Consider the following 20,591-nt stretch of genomic DNA (forward strand, 5'->3'; position numbering starts at 1 on the left):
GGCCCGCGTAGACCGGGCCCGGCGGGTGGCGTGAGGCGGTGTGGAGTGGTCGGTCGTCCTGATCGGAACGATCAGAAGGGCACTGGACACAGCAAGATGCTCGTGGAGGACATCTCCGGTGTGACGGCGACGTCAGCCTCGCACGACGACCCACTTATCGTCAATGGGACGCTTATTGATGCTCGACGCTTGCTGCTGTCGTAGCCCCGGTCGAGCCGAATCGACCGGCTCGATCCCCCTCTTGGGATCGGTCCGCGAACTCGAGTCAGCGGACCCGCCGGTCCCGCCATGCCAGCAGAGCGTCCCTGGCCGTCTCGAAGTCCATGGGGCCCTTCTCCATACGGAGATCCCGCATGTACTCATAGGCTCTTCCGAGTTCGGCTCCGGGACGGATGTCCAGAATCTCCATGATCTGGTAGCCGTCGAGGTCCGGGCGGGCGGCCTGCCGTTCGTCCTCGACCGCCAGATGCTCGATGCGCTCTTCCAGGGAGTCGTAGGCGCGCGCGAGCGCATGCGCCTTCCGCTTGTTCTGCGTGGTGCAGTCGGCGCGGGTGAGTTTGTGCAGCCGGTCGAGCACAGGGCCGGCGTCGCGGACGTAGCGACGCACTGCGGGGTCGGTCCACCTCTCCTCGGCATAGCCGTGGAACCGGAGATGCAACTCCACCAACCGGGAGACGTCCTGGACGAGTTGTTCTGGATAGGCCATGACGAGCAGGCGCCTGCGTGCCATCTTGCTCCCCACCACTTCATGGTGGTGAAAGGAGACATGGCCGTCCCGTCCGGTTCGGCGCGTGCGTGGCGTACCGATGTCGTGGAGCAACGCCGCCCACCGCAGTGTCAGGTCCGGCCCCTCTGTTTCGAGGGCGATAGCTTGGTCCAAAACCTTCAGCGTGTGCTCGTAAATGTCCTTGTGACGGTGATGCTCGGCACTCTCGAACCGCAGCGCCGGCAGTTCCGGCAGGACGTGCTCGGCGATTCGTGTGTCGACCAACAGGCGCAGACCGGCACCGGGCCGGGCCGCGAGCATGGTGGCGGTGAGTTCCTCTCGCACATCTTCGGTGGGGATCTCGGTGACCCGTCGCGCCATCGTCCGCATCGCGTCCCTCAGCTCCGATACCGGTTCGAAGCCGAGTCGGGCGGCACAGCGAACCACTCGAAGCATCAGCGGCGGGTCGTTGGCGACCGACGCCATGGGCACGCGCGGCGTACGCAGTACGCGCCGCTCCAGGTCCTGAAGGCCACCGAAGGGATCCTTCAGGGTCACGTGCGACAGTCCGAGGGCCATGGCGTCGATGGTGAAATCACTGCGCCGCAGGTATGCCACCAGCGCCTTTTCGTGTTCCGCCGCACGTGGCGATCGGGAGGCACGGTCGCGCGGCGGTGCCGGGCATGAGCTGATCCGTACCGTGTAGCTGTCGGCGCCCACCACCTTGCGCAGGCTCACGACATCGGGCGGGTCGGCTCGATGGACCCGAACCTCGTCCCCCCAGCCACGAATTATTTGCCGCACCTGCTGCGTGTCGGAGTCAGTGACGAAGTCGAGTTCGCGCCCGACGCGCCCCTCCAGCGCCTGGCGCACCGTGGCGCCGGCCAGCACCAGGCCGAATCCCGCGGTGGTGAAGCGGAGGAGGAGATCGTCGACGAGTGGCGGGAGCCCCGACCGCGCCGCCTTCACCCGGGGATCGACAGGTTCGTCGAATGCGGACTCGGCCGTCTCGCGTGACGGGACGACAGCGGCCAATGGCTGCTCCGCCCGCCCTCCCTCTTCGCCCCGTTCGGTTGCCGGTCGCCGCGGCTGAGGCACCCACGTCCCCCTCCCCTCCGCTCTCTTGAGGCGCAGGACATCGCTCCCGGGAACTGCTTCGAGGGACGGCGTCACGATTCCCAGGTCGCTGAGGCGGCACCGTTCGAGAATCGTCCACTGAACCTTATGGTCAGGCGACTGCGTACCGATCGACACCTCACGCGTGCCGTCACGCGTCTCGCACCGGAAACGCAGTGCGTGTCCCGCAGCCTGCACCTCGTACAGGGAGAGTTCGCTCTCGGGGCCGTACGTGCGAATCGTCGGGCTCTTGCCGGGCGCGGCTTCGAGCCTCCTTCCGTCGTCCTTCCACTCGGAGAAGGAGCGGCGGGCCATCTGTACGTGCAGGAGGCGGCGTCGCCCCTTTGGGCCGAACCGGATCTCGATCGAGTCGCTGCGGGCATGAGCCTGCCGGACGTACGCGACCGCGACTTTCCCCTGTCCCCGCCCGCGCAGCCAGCGGACGAGCGCCTCTCCGATGTACAGGTGGTCCGCGCTGTTCTCCCCCACGGCGGTACGGCGGCACCGTACGGGCGGGCGGTGGGCGAAATGGGACTTCCGGTCACCGCAGGCGCGCAGGGTCAGCACCTGGCCGCAGCCTCCCAGGAGGACGCCGCAGCTGAACGCATCGGCGCCATGGAGCCGCCGGAGACTATCGGCATCCTCCTTCTCGAAGGGAAGGAAGACGGGCCGATGCCCCTGGGATCCGCCCAGGACGGCGGTCTGCACCTTGCGGTTGTCCTCTTCGGTCACAGCCGAGGCCATCTCCACGCACCCCCATGTCTCACACGAACGTCGCCGGATTCGGCGCCGCTGCCTTCAGCCGCCGGCACCGACCCCGGTCCGGCACTCATGGACCGCCGAGGACGGACGTGCCGCCGACTCGACACACCCGGCGCTCACTCAGCCGCGCCGTCCCCTTCCGCCTCGTCCGCGCGTAGACGGCGCACCCGCTCGGCGATCTCCCCGGCGATCTTGCCCTTGACCGAACCGGCCCGGTCGAGGGTCACCTTGCCGCGGCTTCTTGCGGCACCGACGCCCTTCGCTCCCGTCTCGAGCGCCCTGTCCCTCACCTCGGCAGCCGCTTCCGCCCATCGTTTCGCCTCCGACGACCCGCGGCCGGACTCGATCCCGAGCAGTTCGTGGAAGTCATGGACGCCGATCGCGACGTGGTTGCTCGACCGCACCACGGCCGGGGACTTGCCCGGGTGCAGCAGCACCCTCGCATTGGCCGTGCCGGCGACGGCGTCCATCCGCGCCACCAGCCGCCCGGTGCTTCGCGAGATGAGTTCCCGCCGGTCCTGGCGGGCGGCCCTCAGTCCGAGGCGGTGAGCGTCCACCTCCTCCGGGGAGGCGTCCAGCACCCGGTCGAGTTCGAGCACGGCGACCGCGTCCTGAAGCTGGAAGCAGCGAGCCAGAACGGCGAGCCACTCCCGAACCGGGGACTCGGCTTCCCTGACCGTCGCGGCGAGATCACCGATCTTGGACTGCCGCTCCATCTTCTCCGCGACAGCGTCGAGTTGACGCAAGGCATACACCTGAGTCTCCGCGATCGCCGTCGGCGCGTCCTGCACCTTCGACCACATGGTCTCGTCGACCCTGCCCCTCTTCTCGCGGATGGTCATGGTCTCGTCGACAACGAAGCCCACTCCGATCATGCGGGACAGCACCGTGTCCTTCTGGGCGCGCAGCACGTCGTCGACCTTCGCGCCGATCGTGGCGAGGTAGTCGGTGATCTCGTCCATGCTCTGCTGCATCGCGACCTGCGACATGAGCTTCGCGGCATTGGCGAGGGCCGCCGGGTTGGTCAGGAACGTTCGGGGCCCCTTCACGAACTCCACGAATCCCCTGATCTGGCCCTTCTGCCCCTTCAACACACCCGTGCCGAGACCGGTCTTCGAGCTTTCCCTCAGCCCCCACTTCTTGACGAGCTGTGCCGACTTCGGCGTCAGCTTCACCCAGCGACCGGAGTTCTCGGCAATCTCCGAACCCGCCTGAGCGACCGCGGCTCCGGCGCCGAAGACGGACTTGAGCCACCGCGGTCCGAGATCCTTCGACGACGACAGCCCCTCCGAGACGAGGAAGCGGTCGACGTCCGCCGCGTTCCCTATGACCATCAGCCCGTCATCGTCACTGATCAGCTGGATCTCGCTGTCCATCGCCCGCTCCTGAAGTCGCTTCTCGCAGTGGCTGGTGGGGTGGTCAGGGTGCGCGCGGCGATTACCGGGTCAGCCGAGCTCTTCAGATGACGGGAGAGCGGGGTGCCTGCCGTCCGGGCGGAGCCAGGGCGCGCTTCCCTTGCGCCGACGTGGAGTCGACGTCCGTGCGGACAGCGGTTCCTGATGGTCTGGTGCGCGGGCCTGCGAGTCGTCGGACCGGCGGCGACCCACGCCCGACCGCGCCTTCCCGGCCTGCCGCGTCGTGGCACTCGACGACCGGTGCCGTCGCTGCGGAACCGGAAGCGCACACGCTGCCTGACCGCGCCCACCCGTTCACGCATTTCCCCCCGGCCGCGCACGCCCGCCCGCAGAGAGGGCGGGCGGCGTTCGATCGCCATCAGTATGGAACCCATGCACTCAGTTCACAAGGGGTGCATGATCTCTTCGCGCATTCGGACAGTGCTCGTGCCGTCGGTGGCATAGGTTCGGCAGTCGTCGGGATTCCGGGGCGGGGAGGGCACATGCAGAAGGGCACGCATGAGTACGAGCAGGCTCTGGACGCCGTGATCGAGATCCTGCGTTCGCGGGCACGTCAGGACGCGACGCCCATTCCGTACGGTGATCTGAGCAGCGAACTGGTACGCCTCGGACATCATGTCCCCGCCCACGAGGGCCCCATGCCTTACCTGTTGGAGGACGCCTCGGTCCGAGAGAGCCCCGATGGATCACTGCCCCTGCTGTCGGCCCTCGTGGTGCTGAAGGACACCGGCTGGCCGTCCGGCGGCTTCTTCAAGCTGGCCCGGCGCGAGCCGTACAAGCGGCCGGGAGACAACTTGCTGCTGTGGACGCGGGAGATCGAGAAGCTGGCGGAGCACTACTCCGGTCGGTGACGGTCTCGTTGGTCGGCCTCGGCGGGGGCTTCCGCCGGGCCTGACCCGGACGAGGAGTGTGCCGGCCGGTCTCAAGAGCCCGCGGCGGGGAGCAGTACCTCCGCCCAGACCGTCTTCGTGTACGCGTCGCGGACCGTGCGTCCCCAATGGTCGGCGTAGGCCTCGACCAGGAGCAGACCGCGGCCCGACGTCTCGTCGGCGGGCCGCGCCGTCACGGGCGGGGGGAGGTGCTCGGGGCGGGTGTCGGTCACCTCGACGCGGAAGCGGTCGGGCAGGAGGAGTAGCGCGAGGCGGAAGTCCCGGCCGGGGAGGCTGCCGTGGCGGACCGCGTTCGACGCCAACTCGGCGGTGACGAGGGCGACGGTGCGTGCCGGGTCGGAGTCGTACGGGAGGCCGGTCCACTCGGTGAACTGCTGCACGGCGAGTTGGCGGGCGAGGCGGGCGCCGCGTCTCGTGCTGCTGAAAGGCAGGGACAGTTGGCGGACGGGAGTGACAGGCGGCTTCGTCTCGTCGGTGAGGTGCTGGTGGGTCACGGTGTCAGCATGGCGGGGCGCATGGCCCGCTGACCAGGTGCGACGGCCGTACGTCGTCTTCGTCGTACGGAGCGGGCGGGCGGCTGTGGGCTTGGTTGTACGGGGCTTGTACGGGCGTTGTACGGGTCCGACGCGTGTCCCGGTTCCCGCGCGTCGCGTTGGACATGGACCGGTGGCGAGCGCGGCCGTGGCGGGGCGCGGAGCGGGATGGGAAGGGCGTGGAACTGTGAGGACGGTACGGGACGCACGGGAGACGCGGACGGGACGGGGCACGAAGACGAAGGACGAGGGGCCCGATGTGCCCGGCGTGTGGTCGGCGTACGGGGTGCTGTTGCAGTACCTGCGCAAGCGGGCCGGGTTGAACCAGCAGCAACTCGGGGACGCGATCGGCTACTCGCTGGAGCAGGTCGCCTCGGTGGAGCAGGGGCGACGGCCGGCGAAGGCGGCGTTCACCGTGGCGGCGGAGCGGGTGCTGGAGGCGGGTGGGGTGCTGGAGGTACTCCAGGAGGGGGTGGATCGGGCGAAGTTGCCGCAGTTCTTCAGAAACTTCGCGCTGATCGAGGCGGAGGTGGTGAGCCGGTTCTCCTACGATCCGCTGCTCGTGCCGGGCCTGTTGCAGACGGAGGGGTATGCGCGGGCGGTGTTCGCCGGGCACTGTCCGCCGCTGAGCGAGGAAATCATTGACCAGCACGCGGAAGCGCGGCTGAGTCGGCAGAAGCTGCTCATGCGGGTGCCACTCGCCGAGTTGTCCTTCATCATCAGTGAGGAGGCGTTGCTCGATCCGGTGGGCAGCCCAGAGGTGATGCGCGGCCAGTGGCAACAACTGCTGAAAGTAAGCACGTTGCGGAACGTGGAGGTTCAGATCTTGTCCGCTCGGCGGGGCTTCCACCCGGGCAAGAACGGTCCGTTCGTGGTGGTGGAGACGCACGAGCACAAGCAACTTGGGTACTTCGAGTCCCAGGGCGTTGGGTGCATCGTCTCAGAGCCCGCCGAGGTCAGTGCCTTTGCCTTGCGGTATGGCAAGCTGCGATCGCAGGCCTTGAACGTCGAGGAGTCTGCGCGACTCATCGAACGGATGGTTGGAGAGACATGAGCGTGGAGCAGGTGGCCGAGAACGTGGAGGGGCTGCGCTGGTTCAAGAGCAGCTACAGCGGATCGGACGGCGGCGACTGCGTAGAGGTGGCCGCCAGCCTGGACGCCGTGTACGTGCGTGACTCGAAGGCCGTGGGTGGCGGGCCGGTGCTACGGGTCGGCCGGGGCGAGTGGGCGGCGTTCGTGGCGCTTGCGGTGAAGTAGGGCCAGGTACAGCTTCTGAGCGGAACAACGGGCTTGCTCACTTCACTTGGGTGACGTGAGCAAGCCCGTTGCCATGCTGTCGGCTCAGAACAGGGCGCCCTCGTCACCTTCACCGAAATCCGACCCACCTCGCGCGGCAAGCTGCTCCTTGCGCTCGCGGATGGCTTCGGGAGACAGCGAGGGCAGGTCGGGGTGCTTCTCCCTCGCCGTCTTCTCCGTCACTCCCTTGTGCAGGCCGAGGTGAACCTCGTCGGCGTAGGCCTGGTGATTCAATTGGCGCAGACGATCGATGATCTCGGTTCGGGCGAGCAGACCGATGGTACGGCGAGTACCTTGATCGGTTTCATGGAATCCATGATCGAGCGGGAACGTCTCGTGCGTCGGATCGGTCGGCAGGGTCTGCCTGGATTCGTCCAGCAGGTCGAACCAGCCGTACGCCTCGACAGTCGCCTTGTCGATCTCCTCGTGGATGCGGCGGAGTTCAACAATGCTCTCGTCCTGGCAATCGGGCTCGTGGACCAGGTTGTATACGGCAGTGAGGCCGATACCACGGGTGAGCATGAGGTCACGACGGTAACCGTCGAGGCAGGTTCCAGCAACTCGAAGGCGGTCCGTAAGCGGAGGCCGCAGGAGCGTTTCGAATACATCCGTGGGGGTGTACCGAAGGTCACCCTTCATAGTAGATGCACGGTCAAGGGCCCACCAATAATGTGGAGCGCTCGACAGAACAGCCAGCAGTGCAGGGTCGTCAGACGCGATCACGACCGTGGCGTCGCTAAACACCTGAGCAGTCGTAACCATTGCTGGCATCACGACATGCGTATGTCGAGTGATAACCATGCAGCGATCAAGTCGTTCGATAGATTTACGCATCTCCGGAGCGGGACGAGTGAATCGCCACCAAATCTCACGTCGACTCTTATCCTTGCTCTTCTCTCTCTCCGGCTTCACCTCTCGAATGACTTTCGCAATAGCCCTGTCGTAGCACTTCGCCTCTTCAAGGGAACGCATCTGGAAGTCAATAATCCAACGGTCGGTAGCATGCCTAGGATGCTGATTGACATCCTGCCCATTGAGATAGGGAAAGAGGATCTCTGCGTATCGATTGTCCTCCACAATCCACGCGCGTGCCTCTGACTCATCCAGTGTAAAACCCATACCCAGGACATACGAACCGATAAAGGATACTCCGTCGTTGCTTTCCAAGGGCTCTACCCACGATGGCTCCCTGGTTGCCGGGTTCAGCGACGTGGAAATGCCTTTTGGCACCACGGCATCACCCAGGACGTAACCAGCTTCCTCCGCCACTGGCGCCCTACTGGTCCACACCGCACAGTACTCAAGGACCGCTGAATTAGACGGCCATCGCCTACTCTTGATAGCGCGGCGAATCGTGATCCCCGCCGACCTTAGCTGGTCGAGACCGACCTCGCGCGAGTCGCCCTGCGCCAAGGTATTCGTAGCGATCAGGCCCGTCTGCCCACCGACGTTCAACAATTGATGCACTCGTAGCTCAAAGTACGCGACCAGGTCAGCACTGCCGCGCTTGCCGCTCGCGAGGTAGTCGATCATGTACTCCCGGTAGGCCTCACCCATCGCACTCGTGAGCTTCTGTCCGCCTAGGAACGGCGGGTTCCCCACAATCGCATCGAACCCGCATCTCGAAGTAAACACTTCCGGAAACACCAGGGTCCAATGCACCGGCCGCCGCTCCAACGCCCCCTCCGGCAGCTCAGCCCCCAGCCACTCCTCCGCCGTAGCCCGAGCCGCTCGCACCACCTCGGAGTCGTCCTCGACCCCGTCCTCCATGATCCGCTGCACGATCCACGCAGCCCGAGGGAACAGATCCCTGACCCGATCCCCACCCTCCTCCTCGTACCAAGGCATCCGCCCCGAAGCACAAGTAGCGATCGCCGCCCCCGCGATTAGATCCCCCACCAACCGCAGCCGCCGCGAATGCCGGTTGACCTCTTCCAGGCGCTCCCGCTTCTCCTGAAGCGCAGGCAGGTCCACGCCCTTGATAGCCGTGATCGCCAACCGCTCCCGGGTCAGCTGGTCCACCAGCTGACGGGCCTGCTCGGCCAGGACGTCGGTCTGCCCGCTCGGCTTCATGTGCACGGACTGGATCTGCTCCATGTTGTGCACGCCCAGCAGCGAGTCCCCCGCCACCAACCGGTCGTCCAGAAACGTGAACGGCCGCCCCGGGTCCATCGACACCAGCCACAGCGACAGCTTGGCCATCTCCACGGCCATCGGGTTGATGTCGACGCCGTACAGGCAGTGTTCGATGATCTGGCGGCGCGCCTCGACCACGACCGGGTCCTGCTCCGCGTCCACCGCGGTCACCGCGTCCACGGCCCGGCCCGCCCGGTACGCCATCGCGTCGGCGCGGCCCTCGGACTCCCACGCCTCGATCAGGCGGTCACCCAAGTAACGGCAGGCCGCCACCAGGAACGCCGCCGAGCCCATCGCGATGTCCGCGACCTTGAGGTCCAGGATCTGCTCGGCGGACTTCAGGCGCCACTCGCCCGTGTCCGCCGTCTGGAGCGGGCCGGGCTCGTACACCAGCGGCTCCAGCGCGTGCAGCACAACGTCCTCCGCCAGGAAGCGGGGCGTGTAGTGCGTGCCCGTGTTCTTCCTCAGAGAGGACTCCGTGACGTACAGCGCGCCGTTCGGGATGACCGTCGGCAGGCCCCGCAGGTCGTCCCGGAGGGTGCCGACGAACGGCAGCAGCCGCTCCGTGAGCGCCACGTCCTTCGTGACCGCGTTCAGCCGGCGCCGCGCGTCCGTCGCGTCCTCCGCGCCGAGCGGAGCCAGCTTCTTCTCCAACTGGCCGACCGTCGCCGGAGGCTTCGGGTCCTTCCACTTCTCGTGGATGGACGTCGCGAGCGTCTTCAGGGAACCGCCCGCCTTCGCCGCCAGCGACTCCAACTCCCGCAGCGGGACCTCGTGTTCCAGGCCCTCCGGGCCGATCAGGCCCACCATGTGCTCAGTTGCCCGGCGCCCGTCGAACGACAGCAGGCCCTCATACACGTAACCGATCTGCTCGACGTCCAGGGCGCGGAAGCTGAGGGTGCGGACCTCGCGGTCCCTGCCCTTGCCGACGCGGACCTCCTGCACGGCCTGGAGCATGTGCAGGACCGTGCGGTCGTCGATGGGGAGGAGTGGGGTGGTGCGCTCCAGCCACGGGTACTTCTCCGGGTCGAAGATCGAGCCGTCGTACGCCGGCAGGTGGAAGCCGGAGCCGGGGTGGTCCACTCCCCCGTGCACCGCGTGGAAGAGGGCGATGAGGCGGTGCCATGCCGACGTCGTGTGTTCCAGGGAGGTCTCGCCCTCCTCGTCCGCCCGTGCCTTGAGCTCGTCGCGCAGGAAGCGGGCGGAGTAGGAACGGGCGTACACCTCGTTGTCCGCCGGGAGCAGGCCCCGCTCCTCCGCGAACAGCAGGAAGACGATGCGCATCATGACGGCCACCGCGCCGCGGTAGACCTCACTCGCGCTCGCTCCGGAGGCGTGCAGTCCCGGCGCCCCGTGCTCCACCGCCCGCGCATCGGCCCGCCCTATGGCGTCCACGAGGAGTTCGACCGCCTGGCGAACCTGGACGCCCAGCGCCTCGGTGACGTCCTCGCCCGCCGCGAGGCTCGCCTTCAGCAGGCCCACCAGCGTCTCGGCGTCGTCGTACTCGAAGAACCGGCGGCGGCGCAACAGCGAGACGAACGCGCGGACGACGTTGCGCTCGGCGGCCTCGTTCCAGCCGATGGAGTCGTAGACCGCCGTGGTCGTGACGCCGCCCAGCGGGGCCCAGACCAGGCACCACCAGCGGCCGTCGGTGACCAGGCCGAGCGGTACGCCGTGATGGCGCAGGAGGCGGGCGAGACGGTCGGCGGGGGCCGCGGACCAGTCGCCGCCACCGCCCACGCGGGCGGTGGGTGCCGTACCCGACGGGACCGTCATGCCGAGCAGGCGTACGCGCTTGGCGGCCGACTCCACGTCCGGCTCGACCGCGAGGTCCGTGCCCGGTTCGACCAGGGCGAAGTCCGGGCGCACCTCGGTGTTGTGCTCCGCCACCCGCAGGGTCAGACGGTCCAGGCCGTCGTGCTCTGAGTCTCCCTGGCGGAACGTGAGGGCGTCGTCCCAGCCGAGCAGGCGGCGCAGTACGTACGCCACCCATTCGTCGCGGCCGGCCGTCGTGTCGGTCTGCCAGTCGGCGTGGCGGGCGCGCAGCCTGGCGCGTTCGTCCTTCTCCAGGGTGTCCAGCTGGGGCCAGGCGCGCAGCAGGACGGGCATGGTCAGGAAGGGGCCGGACACCTCGGTGAGGTCGAGCCACTCCTGGTGCTGGCGGCGGCCGTCGGCGGCTTTGGCCTTGGCGGCGGCGACTCCGGCGCTCATCTGGCGGGGGCTCATCGGCGGGCTTCCTTTGCGGGGATCACGAAGACGACGGCGGCGGGGAAGAGGTGGGAGCGGGGCTCGCGGTAGCGGGCGGCGATCGCGGCGAGTTCGCGTTCGCGTTCGGCGGGCAGGCCTTCGAGTCGCTCCTGCCAGCGGCGGCGGTCGTCCTCGAACTGGCGGCGCTCGTGGCCGGAAAGTTCGTGGGTGGAGAGGAGGGCGAGCTGTTCACCCTCGCCGTCGCCTTCTTCCTTGAGCTTGGCACGCAGGGTGGCCTCGAAACGGTCGAGGGTCCCCGTGATACGGCGTTCCTCCTCCGCCCGACGGTCCGTGAGCCTGCCCTCCAACTGGCGGCCGAGTTCCTCCTTGCGGGCTCTCAGAGACTGATAAAGGGGGTCGCGAAGCTTCGACCAGGCCTCAGTGAGTTCCTTACGGAGGTGCGGGGCGGCCTCGATGCCGTCGGTGAGTGCCTGGGAGAGGACCCTGCCCTGTTCGTTCACCGACTCCCAGCGGCGGAAGCGGCCGGTGTCGCCGAACCAGCCGCCCGCGTACAGCACTTCCTCGTGCAGGCGGGTGCCGTCGGCGCCGACGAGGACGTACCGCGCGTACGCGGAGACCAGGGTCGTGGTCACCGCAGGGTCGTCGGAGACGACGGCGGTGACGCGGTTGAGGTCGATCAGGTCGGCGTTCCAGACGGCAGCCGTCAGCAGGCGGGTGGAGAGAGCCACGAGCGGGTGTTTGAGGTGGGCGAGGACCACGTCGTCCCTGCCCTGCGCGGCCACCGCCGGGGAGAAGGTGAGAGGCCGCTGTTCGCCCTCGCGGAGTTTGTGCGCGAGGCCGCGGGTGGCCCGCTCCCAGCTGCCGGACAGGTGCTGTACGTCGAAGAGATCACCGGGCTCGAAGTCCTCCGCGCGGAGCGTGGACGGCAGCAGCGGCGGCTGGTTGTCCAGAGCCAGGGCGGTGTCCACGACCCGCTTGACGTTGGTCGGGGTGAGGCCGAGCGCGGTGACCGTGTCGTCGTACTGGTCGGCGAGCCGCTTCGTCTGCGCGGTGACGTTCTGCTCCGGCGCGACCTCGCCGCCCGTGCGGCGGCCCTTGATCGGCTTGGGCTTGGCGTTCTCGATGTCGACCGGTGCGGTGTCGCCGGTCATCCGGCGCTGCACGGCGTCGGCGAGGACGGCGTTGACAGAGCCGAGGTCGTGCTCCATGCGCGCGACCTTCTTGGCGACGCGGGAGAGGAACTCCAGGTCGGCCTCGTAGGAGCCGGCCTGGGCCTGCTGCCAGCCGGAGCCGATGAAGTGGGTGATCTCCGGGTCCTTCTTCTGGCCCCAGCGGTCGATGCGGCCGATGCGCTGTTCGAGCTTGTTGGGGTTGAAGGGGATGTCGTAGTTGATCAGGCGGTGGCAGTGATTCTGGAGGTCGATGCCCTCGCCAGCGGCGTCGGTGGCCAGGAGGATGCGGACCTTGCCCTCCGCGCGGGACGGCTCGGCCTGGAAGCCGAGGCGGATGCGCTCGCGCTCCTCGGCCGGCAGGCCGCCGTGCAGCCGCTCGACGCGGCCCCCGTCGGTGAGTCGCTCCTGCTGGAGGAGGTCGTGGAGCCACTTCTGGGTGTCGCGGTACTCGGTGAAGACGACGACCCGTTCGTTGGTCCAGTGCTTGCCGTCGGACGTCCGGCAGATCGCCTTGAGTTCACGGATGAGCGCGTCCGCCTTGGAGTCGGGCGCCGCCTCGTGGGTGAGGGCCCAGCGCTCCATCTCCTGGAGCAGGTCGAGTTCCTGACCGTCCTCCGCGGGGGTGAGCGAGGTGGAGCGGGTCAGGGCGTCGTCCTCGGCGTCGACCAGGCCCGTGTCGTCGAGATCGGCGACGAGGTCCGCGAACTCCTCCAGCCACTCGGGGACTTCGGCCGCCGCCGTACGGCCGCGCGCGGGGCCGGTGTCCTCCAGGTGGGAGAGGTAGACCTGGACGGTGTGGAGGAAGGCGGCCGGGGAGGAGAACAGCCGCTTCTTCAGCAGCAGGGTCACCAGGTCGGCGGCGCGGCGGCCGCCCCGGGCCGTCGGGGTCAGCTTCTTGCGGCGCAACTCGGCGAACGAGCCGAGCAGTTGGTGGATCGTGCGTTCCTGCTGGGTGTAGTCGACGGAGAGGTCGTGCATCCGGCGGCCACGGAAGCGCTGCGTCACGCCGTCCCGCTCCGTGATGGTCGACTTCAGGCGTCGTACGACCGTGTCCTTGAGCGCTTCCTTGTCGGGGTCGACGCCGCGGGCGAAGCGCTGGTCGTCGATCAGCTCCAGGAGCGCGGTGTAGGACTCGGGGTAGCCGTTGTGCGGGGTGGCGGAGAGGAAGAGGCGGTGCTCGAAGTGCGGGACGAGGCGCCGGATCAGCTTGGTCTGCTGGGAGTCGACCGCGTACACCTGCTTGGGCGCCGCGGGCGCCACATGGTGGGCCTCGTCGAGGACGAGCAGGTCGAAGAAGCGCTTGTGCTCGCCGTCGGAGCCCTCCTCGGGGGCGCCGATGACCTCGTCGAGGAGGCGCTGGGCCTTCTGCCCGCGCAGCCAGGGAAGGGAGACGATGGTGAGCGGGTGGACGCGGAAGGGGTTGGCGGCCGTGCCGTGGGTGCGGCGCAGGCGGGCGCAGTGCTCGGAGTCGACGATCGTGAACTCCAGGCCGAACTTCTCCGCCATCTCGTCGCGCCACTTGAGGGTGAGGCCGGCCGGGCAGACGACCATGGTGCGGCGGGCCCGGCCGCGCAGCATCAGTTCCTGGACGACGAGGCCGGCCTCGATGGTCTTGCCGAGGCCCACGTCGTCGGCGAGGAGCAGGTTGACGCGGGGCGCGCCGACGGCGCGGGAGACGGGCTCCAGCTGGTACGGCTCGACGGCGACGCCGGAGCGGAACGGGGCCTGGAGGGTCTTGGCGTCGGCGGAGGCGACGGCCGACCAGCGCACGGCGTCGAGGAAGGCGGCGAGGCGGTTCGGGGAGTCGTAGGAGCCCGTGGAGGCGTCGGGGAGGGAGCCGGCGGGCAGGACGCGGCGGCCGGGCTCGACCTCCCAGATGACGGAGAGGGTGTCGCCGAAGCGGCCGTCGGCGACGGACTGGAGGTGGAGCAGCGTCGCGGGACGCCGGTCCTCCTCGCCGTCGGAGGCGGCCGGGGACGGCTCGACGCGGGCGACCACCCAGGACTGGCCGCGTACCTCGACCAGGTTCCCTTCTTCGGGGAGCGCCTGCTCCGCCCCCGTCCGCTCGGTCTCGCGCTGAGCTGCTGGCGTCATCGGCGTTTTTCCCCTCGGTGCTTGCGCTGCCGTCCGTAGACAGTGTCCTGCCTCCCCACCGGAACGGTGCAGCCGGAGACTAACATGAGCAATTCACTGTGAACAGAGATTACAAAACAACGGCCCGTCCGGCGCTCTTCAGGCCATGCGCCGCAGCCGGTCCAGGAGCGAGCCGGTGCGTCCGCTTCGTATGTCGTCAGCGGGCAGGACCCTCTCCTCGTCGTCCACGAGGCGCCTCAGCAGTTCCACAGCCGCGTGGCGCTCTCCCGTACGGACCAACAGCACGGCGATCTCGTACCGCGTGTCCAGCACCGCGGGATCGCCCGGCCCGAGGAGGCTTCGCTGTTCGGCGAGGACCGACTTCAGCTCGTCCAGCGCCTCGCGGGTGCGGCCGAGCGCGCCCGCGCACAAGGCGGCTCCGGCTCGGGCGGCGAGGAAGTTCGCGCGACCGAGGCCGGGGGCGGCCATGAGTTCCTCGTACTCCTCCAGGGCGCGGGCGGGGCGGCCCGCCTGGCGCAGTGCGGCGATCTCCGCGAGTCGCGGGTGCGCGAGCGCCGTCGCGGAGGCCGGGCCGGACTGTGCCGGGACCCACGCGGTGAGCAGTGCCGCCACCTCGGCCGCAGAGGCCGGCCGGTCCTCGGGCTTCTTCTCCAGCAGGGCCGCCACCAGCGTGCGCAGACCGGTCGGTACGCCAGAGCGCCGGTCGGCGAGCGGGGGCACGGGCTCGTTCGCGTGCCGGTGGTACAGCATGAAAGGGCTGCCGTCGGTGAACGGCGGCTCCCCGGTGAGCAGTTCATAGAGGACACAGCCGAGCGAGTAGAGGTCACTGGCGGGCACGGTCTTGCCCACGGCCTGCTCGGGTGCCATGTAGACGACCGTGCCGGGGGTGGCGTTGGCGGCGGTGAAGCGGGTTTCGCCGGGCTGGGGTTCCAGGGCGGCCGCGACGCCGAAGTCGAGGACCTTGACCTCAGCGTCCGGGGTGATCATCAGGTTCGACGGCTTGAGGTCGCGGTGCACGACACTCTGACCGTGGGCATAGGCGAGTACGTCGGCGACACGGCGCGCGACATCCGCGGCCTGCTCGACTGAGAGTGGGCCGTCGCTTTCGAGAACGGCGTCGAGGGCACGGCCCGGGACCAGATCCATGACGAGATACAGCTCGCCCTCATGGCTGCCGTGATCGTGGACGGCCGGGATGCCCGGGTGATCCAGACGGCTGGTGAGGCGGGCTTCGCGCAGGAACCGCCGCTCCAGCGTGGTGAGCTCGGTGCCGCGGCTGCGGGGCGCGAGGAGTTTTACGGCCACTTCCCGGCCGTGGTCATGATCGTACGCCGCCCAGACGACCCCCATGCCGCCCCGGCCGAGCTCGTGGGTGAGCTCGTACCGTCCAAGGCTTCGCCGCATTGCGCCCGTCCCCAGTCCCGGCGCCCGCGGCGCCTGCCACACCCCCGGTGGCCGGGGGCGACGCGGCGCACCCGGTCAGTCGGTTCATCTTCTCACTGTTCACACGAGCCTCGGCCCTTGCGGTACCAGGAAAGGGCGGCGGGGATCCTCGGGCAGACCGCGGCGGGTGGCCAGACCGGGCTCCGATTCCGGCAGGTAGGGGGCGAGAGCCGCGTAGACCTCGGTGGCGGAGGAGGGGCGGTCGTCCGGACGCTTGGCGAGCAGGGCCGTGACCAGCTCCTGCAATGCGTCGGGGACCCGCACCCCCGCATCGGAGATGACGGGCGGGGGTGAGCTCAGATGGCGGGAGGCGAGGAGCGCCGGCTGGTCGGTGGCGAAGGGCGCTCCACCTGTGAGCATGTGGTGCAGCAGGCAGCCGACCGCGTAGAGATCGCTGCGGCCGTCGAGCCGACCCTGGCCGGAGAGCAGTTCGGGGGACGCGCAGAGAATGTTGCCGATGCCTTCACCGGTCATGGTCAGGCGCGGGTCGACATCGGTGAGCAGTTTCACCAGTCCGAAGTCGAGAATCTTGACGACGCCGTCCCGCCGGACCATGACGTTCTGCGTCTTGAGGTCACGATGGACGAGGCCGGCGGCGTGGGCCGCCGACAGTCCGGCGCACAGCTGAGCGGCGACGGCCGAGGCCGAGGGCACGTCGAATCGTTCGTCGTCCTGCTGATCGAAGAGGTATTCGAGGGTGGTGCCCTCGATCAGCTCCATGACCAGGCAGCAGGTGTCGTCCGTGATCGAGGCGTCGAAGACTGTCGTGATGTTCGAGTGGTCGAGCCGCGCCGCGGCCTGCGCCTCCCGCTTGAAGCGGGCCAGCGCCTCCGCGCGGCTCCGGGGAACGGCCAGCAATTCCGCGGCGATCGTCTTCACGGCCACGGGCCGCTCGAGATACAGGTCGCGTCCTTGCCAGACCTGCCCCATCACGCCCTGACCGAGGACCGACTTCAGCTGGTAGCGATCGCGCAGCACTGTTCCCGGCGTGAATTTCTGCATTTCTCCCACCCTCCACACTTCCCACACAGCGACCTCGCAGTTCTACACTGTGAACAAAGTCAATGAGCGTAGTAGCCTTCCCCGCATCACGGCCGCTGGGACGCCGACCAGCCCAGCCGGCCCAGCACCTCGGAGACTGTTCGATGAGTACACCCAAAGCCGTACCCGTCAGCTTGGCCGAGATCGCCCGGATCGCCGGTGTGGGGCGCGCGGCTGTGAGCAACTGGCGCCGCCGCCACGACTCGTTTCCGACTCGCATCGGCGGCACCGACGTCAGTCCGCAGTTCTCGCTGGCGGAGGTGGAGCAGTGGCTGCGGGACAACGGGAAGCTCAAGGACATCGGTGGCCGTGAGTTTCTCTGGCCGCGGTTCGAGGCGCTCGGCAGCAGGGACGAGTCGGGCTTGGCCGTCGCCGAGTCGGCCCGTCTGATGCGTGCGCCTCGCGCTCGCATAGCGCAGTCCGAACTCTCCAGCGCTGCAAGAGAGTTGGTGGGCGAGGCAGCGCGACTGGGGCGGAGCGAGGGGCCACGTGAGATCTTTGAGTTCCTGCTGCAACGGTGGCTCGAGACGCATGTACGACAACTCAGCACCACGCCTTCACAGCTCGCCTCGCTGATGACCCGGATCGCTCTCACCGTACGTCTGGGGAGGGATGAAGGAGGGCTGACCGTCTTCGACCCAGCCTGCGGCACTGGCCATCTGTCCGCTGCGGCCGCGCAGGAATACGCCGGTTCAGGTCTGGTGGTGCTGGGGTGCGAGAGAGATCCGGCACTCGCGGCACTGGCCTCCGCCCGGCTCGGATTCATCACCGAGAACCGGAGCGTCCGTACGGAGATCGCCACGGCCGACGCACTGCGCGACGACCCCTTCGCAGGAGTGCGCGCCGACATCGCGCTGTGCAATCCACCCTTCAACGAACGCGATTGGGGCTACGAGGAGCTCGCCACCGACCAGCGTTGGACTCACGGATTGCCCCCACGGACCGAGCCGGAACTGGCCTGGGTGCAGCACCTGCTCTCCCACCTCAAACCCGGCGGGGCGGCTGTCGTCGTCCTTCCGCCCGCCGTCGCGTCCCGCAAGGCGGGTCGCCGCATCCGGGGCTCACTCCTGCGTACCGGGGTGCTTCGAGCGGTGGTGGCGCTGCCACCCGGTAGTGCGCAACCGCACAGCGTGTCACTCCAGTTGTGGGTCCTGAGAGCCGCCCCGGACAGCCCGGTTCCCGCTGCTCCCGGTCAGGACGCGCTGCTTGTGGATGCCACGGGCTTCGCACGGCCCGGCGCGCGCGAGCCAGGACCCGACTGGGATGCTCTCGGCGCATTCGTCCTCTCCGCCCTGGAGATCCTCGACCACCCGGACGCCGGTCTACCGGAAAGCGCCGTCCGCGTCCCGCTGCTCGACCTGCTGGACGACGAGGTGGATGTCACCCCCGGGCGCTACACCGCGTCGAGCACAGAACCTTCCGGCATCGAAATGGCGGCTTCATGGGGGCAGCTGGGCGGCTTCTTGACCGACCTGGCCGGACACGTACAGCATCTGTCCAAACTCGGTCTTGAGAGCGAGACACCGCAGGCCACAGCGACAGTCGGGGACCTCGTCAAGGCCGGCGCCCTCACACTCGTTGCCGGGCAACAGCCATCGGAGCCGGCTACGCCTTCTCGTGAAGCCACCGTTCCACTCCTGACCGTCCCCGACTTGTTGATGGACGGCACTCCCAGGGGGCGGGTCCCCGCCGACTCGGTACACACCGTCATCGAGGAAGGCGATGTCGTGGTCGCCGGTGTGGTCAGGGCGTTCAAGGCGTGGGTGCACGAAGGCCCCCCGGTGGCTCTGGGCCCCCAGCTCTACGCCCTGCGAGTGGACCCGGACAAGCTGGATGCCCACTTCCTAGCCGGCTGTCTGCGCGCGCCCGCCAACGGACGCCAGGCAGGCACTCACGCATCAAGCTCGTCGAGGATCGACATCCGCCGCCTTCAGGTGCTTCAGCTGCCTCTGGAGGAGCAAGCGGGTTACGCCGAAACCTTCCGTCGGCTCAGCGCCTTCGAGGCCCTGCTCACCGAGGCTCAAGGGCTGGGCAAGGGGCTGGTGAACGACGTGAGCGATCGACTTGCGGGGGGCGGACTGACCGTCTGACGGCATGCAGAGGTGTGACCCTCCTCCGTCTTCGAGGCGAACCACACACCAGATCGCTGGAGTTGCCGGATGTCACTCCCCGGCATCCGGGTCGGCGCAACGCTCCTCGACGTCGACGGCCACTTCGGAACACACATCGGTGATCCGTTCCGCCAGCTGCACAGGCAGTTCGTCGGCAAGGGAAAGACAGTCCGCGATCACACGCAGGGTTGCGTCGATCTCCCCGAAGGCGAGTCGACACTCCGCCGCACGCAGCCGAGCCACGGCCCGTGCGACCACACCGTTTTCGCCGTCGCCGGGTTCGAGTTCCCCGGCCAGCCCGTCGTAGAGCTTGGCCGCGTCCCCGCACTCCCCGGCCAGTCGCAGCCCCTCCGCGGCGATCCGCCAGACCCGCGCAACGACAGGTCGGCGTACGCCCCACTCGGCTCGCACCCGTGGCGCAAGCTCCGCCAGCCGTCCGACAGCCTCGGCCGGAGCGTTCTCTTCGATCTCGAGCCAGGCAGCGTCACAGAGACCGGCGACCTCGGACGGGTCGAGCCACTCCTCGGCGTCAGGCGCCGGCCGACCAGGCCTCGTGAAGGATGTACGGGGAGAGCGGAACGGGGCCGTGGGATCGGGCACAAGGCGCGGCCTCGGTGCCGGGTCACCCGAGCGAGGTGCCGCCGACCGGAAGGCCGCCAAAGCCTCGTCGGCGTCGGGCCGCTCCTGCGGCGACTTGGCAAGCATGCGGAGAATGAGCTCGTCGAGCTCCGGCGGAACGCCGGCACCGTGGAGGCTCGGGGGCAACGGCTCCGACTTCAGGTGCATGTCGTTCAGCGTGTGGTGGTCCGCGGCCACGAAAGGCCGACTGCCCGTGAACAGTTCGTAGCAGACACAGCCGAAGGCATAGATGTCCGTGCGAGTCGTGGGCTCCTTCTCCAAGATCTGCTCGGGGGCCTGGTATCCCCGGCTTCCCAGCGTGGAGCCCTGCCGGGTGTAGTTGGTGACGTGCGCGCCCAGTGGTTTGGCGATGCCGAAGTCGATCAATACGGCAACGCCCTTTGCGGAGAGCATGATGTTGTGGGGTTTCAGATCACGGTGCACGAGGGGTCGGGTGTGCGCACAGACCAGGGCATCGGCCACCTGCGTGGCCACGGCTGCGGCGCTACCGAGGGGAAGGGGCGCGCAGCGCGCCAGAAAGGCATGCAGGGACAGGCCGTCGACCAGCTGCATGACGAGGTAGGGCAGGCCCTGATGGGATCCCTGTCCATAGAATTCGGGAATGCCTGGGTGCCGTAGTTCTGCGAGAAATCGTGCCTCTCGGCGGAAGCGGCCTCGCAGGGCCACGGTTTCCTCCTCCAACTCCTGAGGATCGAGGTACCGGAGGTCTTCGGTGTCGGGGCGCAGGAACTTGACGGCCGCCTCACCGCCGCCGCGCACATCGGCGGCGGACCAGACCTCCGCCATCCCCCCTTTGCCGATGAGCCTCTTCAACTCCCAGGTACCGTCCAGCAATTCACCGGCCCTGACCGGCTCGCCCCAGAAGTCCACCGTCGTTCCCCTCGCCATCGCCGCTTACGGGCCGAGCATATCCGTGTACCTGCACATTGGCCGAATGTGCGTGCACTGAGTTCACAAAGTGTGCCATGCTGAAGTCCCGCAGAACTTCGCGCCGGAGTCGGGACCGTCCCTGGCTCACCGATATTCCTG

The 20,591-nt window shown here is 68.4% G+C and carries 12 protein-coding genes; 4 read left to right on the forward strand and 8 right to left on the reverse strand.

The annotated features are described in order from the left end of the window. Positions 1-265: 265 nt before the first annotated feature. On the reverse strand, positions 266-2,566 hold the full coding sequence (locus tag ACZ69M_RS09350) for a CCA tRNA nucleotidyltransferase (protein WP_470048122.1): 2,301 nt from the start codon (positions 2,564-2,566) through the stop codon (positions 266-268). Positions 2,567-2,700: 134 nt separating this feature from the next. Then, a complete protein-coding gene (locus ACZ69M_RS09355; protein ID WP_470048124.1) occupies positions 2,701-3,960 on the reverse strand; it encodes a hypothetical protein in 1,260 nt (419 codons plus the stop codon). Between the two features lie 521 nt (positions 3,961-4,481). On the opposite strand from ACZ69M_RS09355, the gene ACZ69M_RS09360 reads away from it, so the two are divergent. Beyond that, a complete protein-coding gene (locus ACZ69M_RS09360) occupies positions 4,482-4,850 on the forward strand; it encodes a hypothetical protein (RefSeq protein ID WP_470048126.1) in 369 nt (122 codons plus the stop codon). Between the two features lie 71 nt (positions 4,851-4,921). On the opposite strand, the gene ACZ69M_RS09365 is transcribed toward ACZ69M_RS09360, so the two are convergent. Further along, positions 4,922-5,383 carry an ATP-binding protein gene (locus ACZ69M_RS09365; RefSeq protein ID WP_470048128.1) on the reverse strand — a complete coding sequence of 154 codons (462 nt, stop codon included), beginning with the start codon at positions 5,381-5,383 and terminating at the stop codon, positions 4,922-4,924. 298 nt (positions 5,384-5,681) lie between these two features. On the opposite strand from ACZ69M_RS09365, the gene ACZ69M_RS09370 reads away from it, so the two are divergent. Together ACZ69M_RS09370 and ACZ69M_RS09375 are read left to right on the forward strand one after the other, a co-directional pair. Next, entirely contained in the window at positions 5,682-6,476 is a 795-nt protein-coding gene (locus tag ACZ69M_RS09370; RefSeq protein WP_470048130.1) for a helix-turn-helix domain-containing protein, read from the forward strand. Further along, positions 6,473-6,679: a DUF397 domain-containing protein gene (locus ACZ69M_RS09375; RefSeq protein WP_470048132.1), complete on the forward strand. Its 207-nt coding sequence runs from the start codon at positions 6,473-6,475 to the stop codon at positions 6,677-6,679. Before ACZ69M_RS09370 ends, ACZ69M_RS09375 begins: the two co-directional genes overlap by 4 nt. Positions 6,680-6,763: 84 nt before the next feature. On the opposite strand, the gene ACZ69M_RS09380 is transcribed toward ACZ69M_RS09375, so the two are convergent. From ACZ69M_RS09380 to ACZ69M_RS09395, 4 genes are all read right to left on the reverse strand, one after another. Beyond that, on the reverse strand, positions 6,764-11,080 hold the full coding sequence (locus ACZ69M_RS09380) for an Eco57I restriction-modification methylase domain-containing protein (protein ID WP_470048134.1): 4,317 nt from the start codon (positions 11,078-11,080) through the stop codon (positions 6,764-6,766). Then, entirely contained in the window at positions 11,077-14,328 is a 3,252-nt protein-coding gene (gene drmD / locus ACZ69M_RS09385) for a DISARM system SNF2-like helicase DrmD (protein WP_470048136.1), read from the reverse strand. The genes ACZ69M_RS09380 and drmD overlap by 4 nt, the downstream gene beginning before the upstream one ends. 138 nt (positions 14,329-14,466) lie before the next feature. Continuing rightward, entirely contained in the window at positions 14,467-15,732 is a 1,266-nt protein-coding gene (locus tag ACZ69M_RS09390) for a protein kinase domain-containing protein (RefSeq protein WP_470048138.1), read from the reverse strand. A 99-nt stretch (positions 15,733-15,831) separates the two neighbouring features. Continuing rightward, positions 15,832-16,773, reverse strand: coding sequence for a serine/threonine-protein kinase (locus ACZ69M_RS09395; RefSeq protein ID WP_470048140.1), 942 nt, complete (start codon positions 16,771-16,773; stop codon positions 15,832-15,834). A gap of 143 nt (positions 16,774-16,916) precedes the next feature. Here ACZ69M_RS09395 and ACZ69M_RS09400 point away from each other — a divergent pair, with 143 nt between their 5' ends. Next, complete coding sequence (locus ACZ69M_RS09400) at positions 16,917-18,902, forward strand: N-6 DNA methylase (protein ID WP_470048142.1); 1,986 nt, start codon at positions 16,917-16,919, stop codon at positions 18,900-18,902. Positions 18,903-18,974: 72 nt separating this feature from the next. On the opposite strand, the gene ACZ69M_RS09405 is transcribed toward ACZ69M_RS09400, so the two are convergent. Beyond that, positions 18,975-20,432, reverse strand: coding sequence for a serine/threonine-protein kinase (locus tag ACZ69M_RS09405; RefSeq protein WP_470048144.1), 1,458 nt, complete (start codon positions 20,430-20,432; stop codon positions 18,975-18,977). Positions 20,433-20,591 lie beyond the last annotated feature (159 nt).

This window comes from Streptomyces sp. NPDC107454 (assembly GCF_055582885.1).